A 5,147-nucleotide genomic window follows, 5' to 3' on the forward strand; every position below is an offset into this window, starting at 1 on the left:
GCGCGGGCGAGCGCCGCGGCCGCCTGACCGTCACTCCGCGGGGGCCGGACCTCCCCCTCTCTCCCCCGGCTCCCGCGGACGCACGGGGCCGGCGCCCACCCCCCGGGCGCCGGCCCCGTTCTTTTTTCCGGGGCGCTACGCCGCCTTGCGCAGCACCAGCGTCGTCCACGGGCCGACGGGCAGCGCGCGCTCCAGCCGCAGCCCCTGCCGGCGATGCGCGGCCAGCACCATCCGCGCCTGCGTCCCCAGCAGCCCCGCCAGGATCGCCGTGCCGCCGGGCGCGAGGCCCGCGGCCAGGTGCTTCGCCATGGCGCAGAGCGGCCGCGCCAGGATGTTGGCGAAGACCAGGTCATAGGGCCGGCCTGCCCGCACATGCCGCTCGCCCCAGCCATCGGCCAGCCGCGCGCGCACCAGGGCGCCCACGCCGTTCATGCGCGCGTTCTGCTCGGCGACGCGGACGCTCCAGGGCTCGATGTCGGTGGCCAGCACGCGTCGCTTCCGCTGCTTCGCCGCGGCCATCGCCAGGATCCCCGATCCCGTCCCGAGATCCAGCACCCGCCGCATCGGCCGCCGGTCCTTCGCCGCCCGCGCGAAGGCGATGAGGCAGCCGCGCGTCGAGGCATGCTCGCCCGAGCCGAAGGCGATCCCCGCATCCAGCGTGAGCACGGTGCGGCCGTAAGTGAGGCGGGGCGGCACATGGGTCGGCCGGATCAGGAAGTCGCCGCCGATCTCCTGCTCGCCGAAGCTGGCGACGGTGCGGGCGAGCCAGCCTTCAGCCTCCACCGGCGCGCCCTGCAGCGCGGCATCCACGCCGGTGACCGCCGCGGCCAGCGCCAGCGCACCTTCCAGCTCGGCATCGCCGGCACCCTGCGGGCGCACGCCCTCCACGCGCCAGGTGTCGGTCGCCTCGTCGCGGAACAGCGCGACGGAGCGGCAGACGGTCTGCAGCGCCGCCTCGAAGGCCGGCACGGCCTGCTCCGGCAGCGCGTCGAGCCAGATGGTCTCCAGCGGATCGGCGCGGCGGTCGCGCTGCATCGCGTAGGTGTCGCGCATCGCTCAGGCCTCGCTCGCGGGCTTCAGAAAGCGGTCGAGGACGCGCTTGGTGTCGGCCTTGTCGAAGGCCACGTCCAGCCGGTCGTCATCCACCGCCAGCACCGTGCCGTAGCCGAACTTGTCGTGGAACACGCGGTCGCCGCGGGCGAAGGCGGCGGCCTGCGCCGGGCGCTCCTTCACCTCCCAGGCGCCGGCCTCGATCACGCGCGGGCGCCGCGCCAGCAGCCCGCCGCCGGCGAAGACGGAGGGCGTCTCCGCGAAGCGCGGCCGCGCCGCGCCACCTTCGCGCGTCACCATCTCCTCCGGCAGCTCGTCGAGGAAGCGGGAGGGGATGGCGGCCGACCAGTTGCCGTAGATGCGGCGGTTCGCGGCGTGGCTGATGATGGCGCGCTTGCGGGCGCGCGTGATGCCGACATAGGCGAGGCGGCGCTCCTCCTCCAGCGCCTTCTCCCCGCCCTCGTCCAGGCTGCGCTGGCTGGGGAACAGCCCCTCCTCCCAGCCCGGCAGGAACACCGTGTCGAACTCCAGGCCCTTCGCGGCGTGCAGCGTCATGATCTGCAGCCGCGCGCCCTCCGCGTTCTCGTCGTTCTCCATCACCAGCGCGACGTGGTCCAGGAAGCCCGAGAGGTTCTGGAACTCCCCCATCGCGCGCAGCAATTCCTTCAGGTTCTCGAGCCGGCCCGGCGCCTCCGGGCTGCGGTCGGCCTGCCACATGGCGGTGTAGCCGCTCTCCTCCAGCAGCGTCGCCGCGGCGACGACGTGGCCTTCCTTCTCGTTCACGCCGCGCCAGCGGGCGAAGCCCTGGATCAGCTCGCGCACCGCGGCGCGCGGCTTCGGCTTCAGCGCGTCGCCCTCCACGATGCGGGCCGCCGCGTCGTGCAGCGGGATGCGCTGCTCGCGCGCCAGCACATGGATGGCGCGCAACCCGGCATCGCCCAGGCCACGCTTCGGCGTGTTGACGATGCGCTCGAAGGCCAGGTCGTCGGCCGGCTGCGCCAGCACGCGCAGATAGGCCAGCGCGTCGCGCACCTCCTGCCGTTCGTAGAACTTGAGCCCGCCGACGACGCGGTAGGGGAGGCCGAGCACGATCAGCCGTTCCTCGAAGCTGCGCGTCTGGAAGCCCGCACGCACCAGGATGGCGACCTCGTTCAGCGAATGGCCGGAGCGGCGCAGCGCCTCGATGCGCTCGCCCACCATGCGCGCCTCCTCCTCGCTGTCCCACAGCGAGACGACGCGGACCTTCTCCCCCTCCGCATCCTGGCGCCCGGGCCGCAGCGTCTTGCCGAGCCGGCCGGTGTTGCGCGCGATCAGGCCCGCGGCCGCGCCCAGGATGGGCCGGGTGGAGCGGTAGTTGCTCTCCAGCCGCACGATCCGCGCGCCGCGGAAATCCTTCTCGAAGCGCAGGATGTTCTCGATCTCCGCGCCCCGCCAGGAATAGATGGACTGGTCGTCGTCGCCGACGCAGCAGATGTTCTGCGGCTGGGGGTCGGGGCGCTGCGCCAGCAGCCGCAGCCAGAGATACTGCACCAGGTTGGTGTCCTGGTACTCGTCCACCAGGATGTAGCGGAAGCTGCGGTGGTAGTCGGCCAGCACGTCGGGCCGGCTGCGCAGGATCTCCGTCATGTGCAGAAGCAGGTCGCCGAAATCGGCCGCGTTCAGCTCCCGCAGGCGGGCCTGGTAGCTCTCGTAGATCGCGCGGCCGCGGTTGCCGGCGTAGTCGGTGTCCTCCGCCGGGGTTACGCGCGCCGGCGTCAGGCCGCGGTCCTTCCAGCGCTGGATGATCGCCATCATGCCCTGCGCCGGCCAGCGCTTCAGGTCCACGCCGGCGGCCTCCATCACCTGCTTCAGCAGGCGCAGCTGGTCGTCGGCGTCGAGGATCGTGAAGGACGTCTTGAGGCCGACGATCTCCGCATGCCGCCGCAGCATGCGCGCACAAAGCGCGTGGAAGGTGCCGAGCCACAGCCCCTCCACCGGCCGGCCGAGGATGTGGGAGATCCTCTCCCGCATCTCGCGCGCGGCCTTGTTGGTGAAGGTGACGGCCAGCACCTCCCACGGGCGGGCCTTCCCGCTCATCAGGATATGCGCGAAGCGAGTGGTCAGCACGCGGGTCTTGCCGGTGCCGGCGCCGGCCAGCACCAGCAGCGGGCCGTCGATCGTCTCGACCGCCTCGCGCTGCTCGGGGTTCAGCGTCGCGAGGTAGTCGCTCACTGGCAGGTGCCCACGCTGCCGACTGCGCAGACGCGCTGGCCGTCGGTCCAGCGGGCGCCGTCCAGCGTGGCGCCCGAGAGGTCGGCCCCGCCCAGTTCAGCGCCCGTCAGGTCGGCCCCGGTCAGGTCGGCGCGGAACAGCCGGGCCCGCCGCATGTCGGTCCGCATCAGCTTCGCGCCGCGCAGCGTCGCGCGGGTGAAGTCGGCCTCGCGCAGCGTCGCCTCGGTCATGTCCGCGCCGGTGAGGTCGGCGGAGACGAAGCGCGCATCGGTGGCATCCGCGCCGACCAGGCGCGTGCCGCCCAGGCGGCCGCGCTGGAAGGACGCATCGCGCAGATGTGCGCGCGACAGGTCGGCGCCGGACAGGTCGCGCCCGTCCAGCAGGCAGCGTCGCCAGACCACCTCCGGCGCGGGAGGATCGGTGCAGGCCGCAAGGGCCGGCTGCGCGACGAGGATCGTCAGCAGCACGAGGGCGGGGAGATGGCGCGGGAACACGAGCGGGGATATAGAACACAGCCCGAACGTCTCCAACCGCTGCCGCACCCTCCGCCCTTGGCCGTCCTCAAGATCTTCCTGGAATGGGCGGCCCGGCATGGCGGCCTGCTGCTGGCGGGCTGCATCTTCGTCGGCGTTGCGGCCCCGCCGCTCGCGGCCGTGCTGCGCGAGACGCTGACCGTCACGGTCGCCAGCCTGATGACGCTGGTGATGCTGCGGATCGACCTGGCGAAGGTGCTGGGCTACCTGCGCCGGCCGCTGTTGATCGGTGCGCTGCTGGCCTGGATCCTGCTGGTCTGCCCGCTGATCGCCTACGCGCTGGTGCGCGCCGTGGGGCTGGACGGGCCGCTGGGCGCGGCGGTGGTGATCATGGCAACGGGCTGCGCGGCCACGTCCTCGCCTGCCTTCGCGCGGCTGGTCGGGCTCGATGCATCGATCTCGCTGGTCGTCGCGGTGCTGTCCACCCTGCTGGTGCCGTTCACCGCGCCACCGCTGGCGCTTGGGCTGCTCGGCATCGACCTGGCGATCTCGATCGGCGGGCTGATGGCGCGGCTGGCGCTGATCGTCGGCGTGCCGCTGCTGGTGGCGCTGGCGATCCGGCGCCTGGTGCCGCCGGATCGCCTGGCCGCGTGGTCAGGCCGGGTGGATGGCAGCATCGTGATGCTGCTGGTGATCTACGGCATCGGCGTGATGGACGGCATGCAGGCCAAGCTGCTGGCCGAGCCGGCCTGGATCGCCGCCGGGCTGGTGCTCGCCTTCGTCGCGAATTTCGGCCTGAACGCCCTGACCGCGCTGGTGATGCTGCCGGCCGGGCGCGGCCTGGCGCTGGCCAGCGGGCTGCTCTCCGGCAACCGCAACATGGCGCTCTATCTCGCCGTGCTGCCGGCGGCGACGGACAGCCGCATCCTGCTGTTCTTCGCGCTCTGCCAGTTCCCGCTCTTCCTCAGCCCCTTCCTGCTGCGCCCGGTGTACGACAGGCTGCGTGCGGCGGGGCTGACGAGTTGACGCGCCGCGACCGCGGCGCACATCGGACTTGCCGCATCACAGAGGTGGAGGATCGCACATGGCCTGGCCCGACCCGGCGCGCCCCGGAGAGCCGAAGGATTCGGCCCGCCCCTGGCACTGGGTGACGCGTGCCGAGGATGGCGGGCTGCATCCGCTGCCGATCGGCTGGAATCCGCATCTGCGCCACTGGGTGATCTGGGACGGCAGCACGCTCAATCCGCCCGAGGCGGCGCAGCGCTATGCCTATCTCGGCCCCTGCCTGACGCCCGCCGAGACCCAGGCCGCGGTGGCCGAGGCCGTCGCCCAGGCGACCCCCGCCGCCCCGCCGCCGGAGGAGGAGCCGCGCGGCCTGGCCGCGCTCGCCGCCTCGGCCCTGCCGGAGCCGCC

Annotated in this window: 5 protein-coding genes; 2 read left to right on the forward strand and 3 right to left on the reverse strand. The window is 73.1% G+C overall.

Features of this window, described 5'->3' with window-relative positions; translation table 11 throughout:
* Window positions 1-135: 135 nt before the first annotated feature.
* From OZN99_RS25035 to OZN99_RS25045, 3 genes are read right to left on the reverse strand one after another with little or no spacing between them, the layout of a single operon-like run.
* The gene (locus OZN99_RS25035) at window positions 136-1,053 is read right to left on the reverse strand and encodes a 50S ribosomal protein L11 methyltransferase (protein ID WP_270937960.1); all 918 of its coding nucleotides are present in this window, start codon (window positions 1,051-1,053) and stop codon (window positions 136-138) included.
* A 3-nt stretch (window positions 1,054-1,056) separates the two neighbouring features.
* The gene (locus OZN99_RS25040) at window positions 1,057-3,261 is read right to left on the reverse strand and encodes an ATP-dependent helicase (RefSeq protein WP_270937961.1); all 2,205 of its coding nucleotides are present in this window, start codon (window positions 3,259-3,261) and stop codon (window positions 1,057-1,059) included.
* Entirely contained in the window at window positions 3,258-3,791 is a 534-nt protein-coding gene (locus tag OZN99_RS25045) for a pentapeptide repeat-containing protein (RefSeq protein ID WP_270937962.1), read from the reverse strand. The genes OZN99_RS25040 and OZN99_RS25045 overlap by 4 nt, the downstream gene beginning before the upstream one ends.
* 21 nt (window positions 3,792-3,812) lie before the next feature.
* On the opposite strand from OZN99_RS25045, the gene OZN99_RS25050 reads away from it, so the two are divergent.
* Window positions 3,813-4,760 carry a hypothetical protein gene (locus OZN99_RS25050; protein ID WP_270937963.1) on the forward strand — a complete coding sequence of 316 codons (948 nt, stop codon included), beginning with the start codon at window positions 3,813-3,815 and terminating at the stop codon, window positions 4,758-4,760.
* 58 nt (window positions 4,761-4,818) lie between these two features.
* A partial coding sequence (locus tag OZN99_RS25055) for a hypothetical protein (RefSeq protein ID WP_270937964.1) occupies window positions 4,819-5,147 on the forward strand: 329 nt, incomplete at its 3' end.

Origin of the sequence: Falsiroseomonas oryzae (genome assembly GCF_027856955.1) — a bacterium.
GTDB classification, from domain to species: domain Bacteria; phylum Pseudomonadota; class Alphaproteobacteria; order Acetobacterales; family Acetobacteraceae; genus Falsiroseomonas; species Falsiroseomonas oryzae.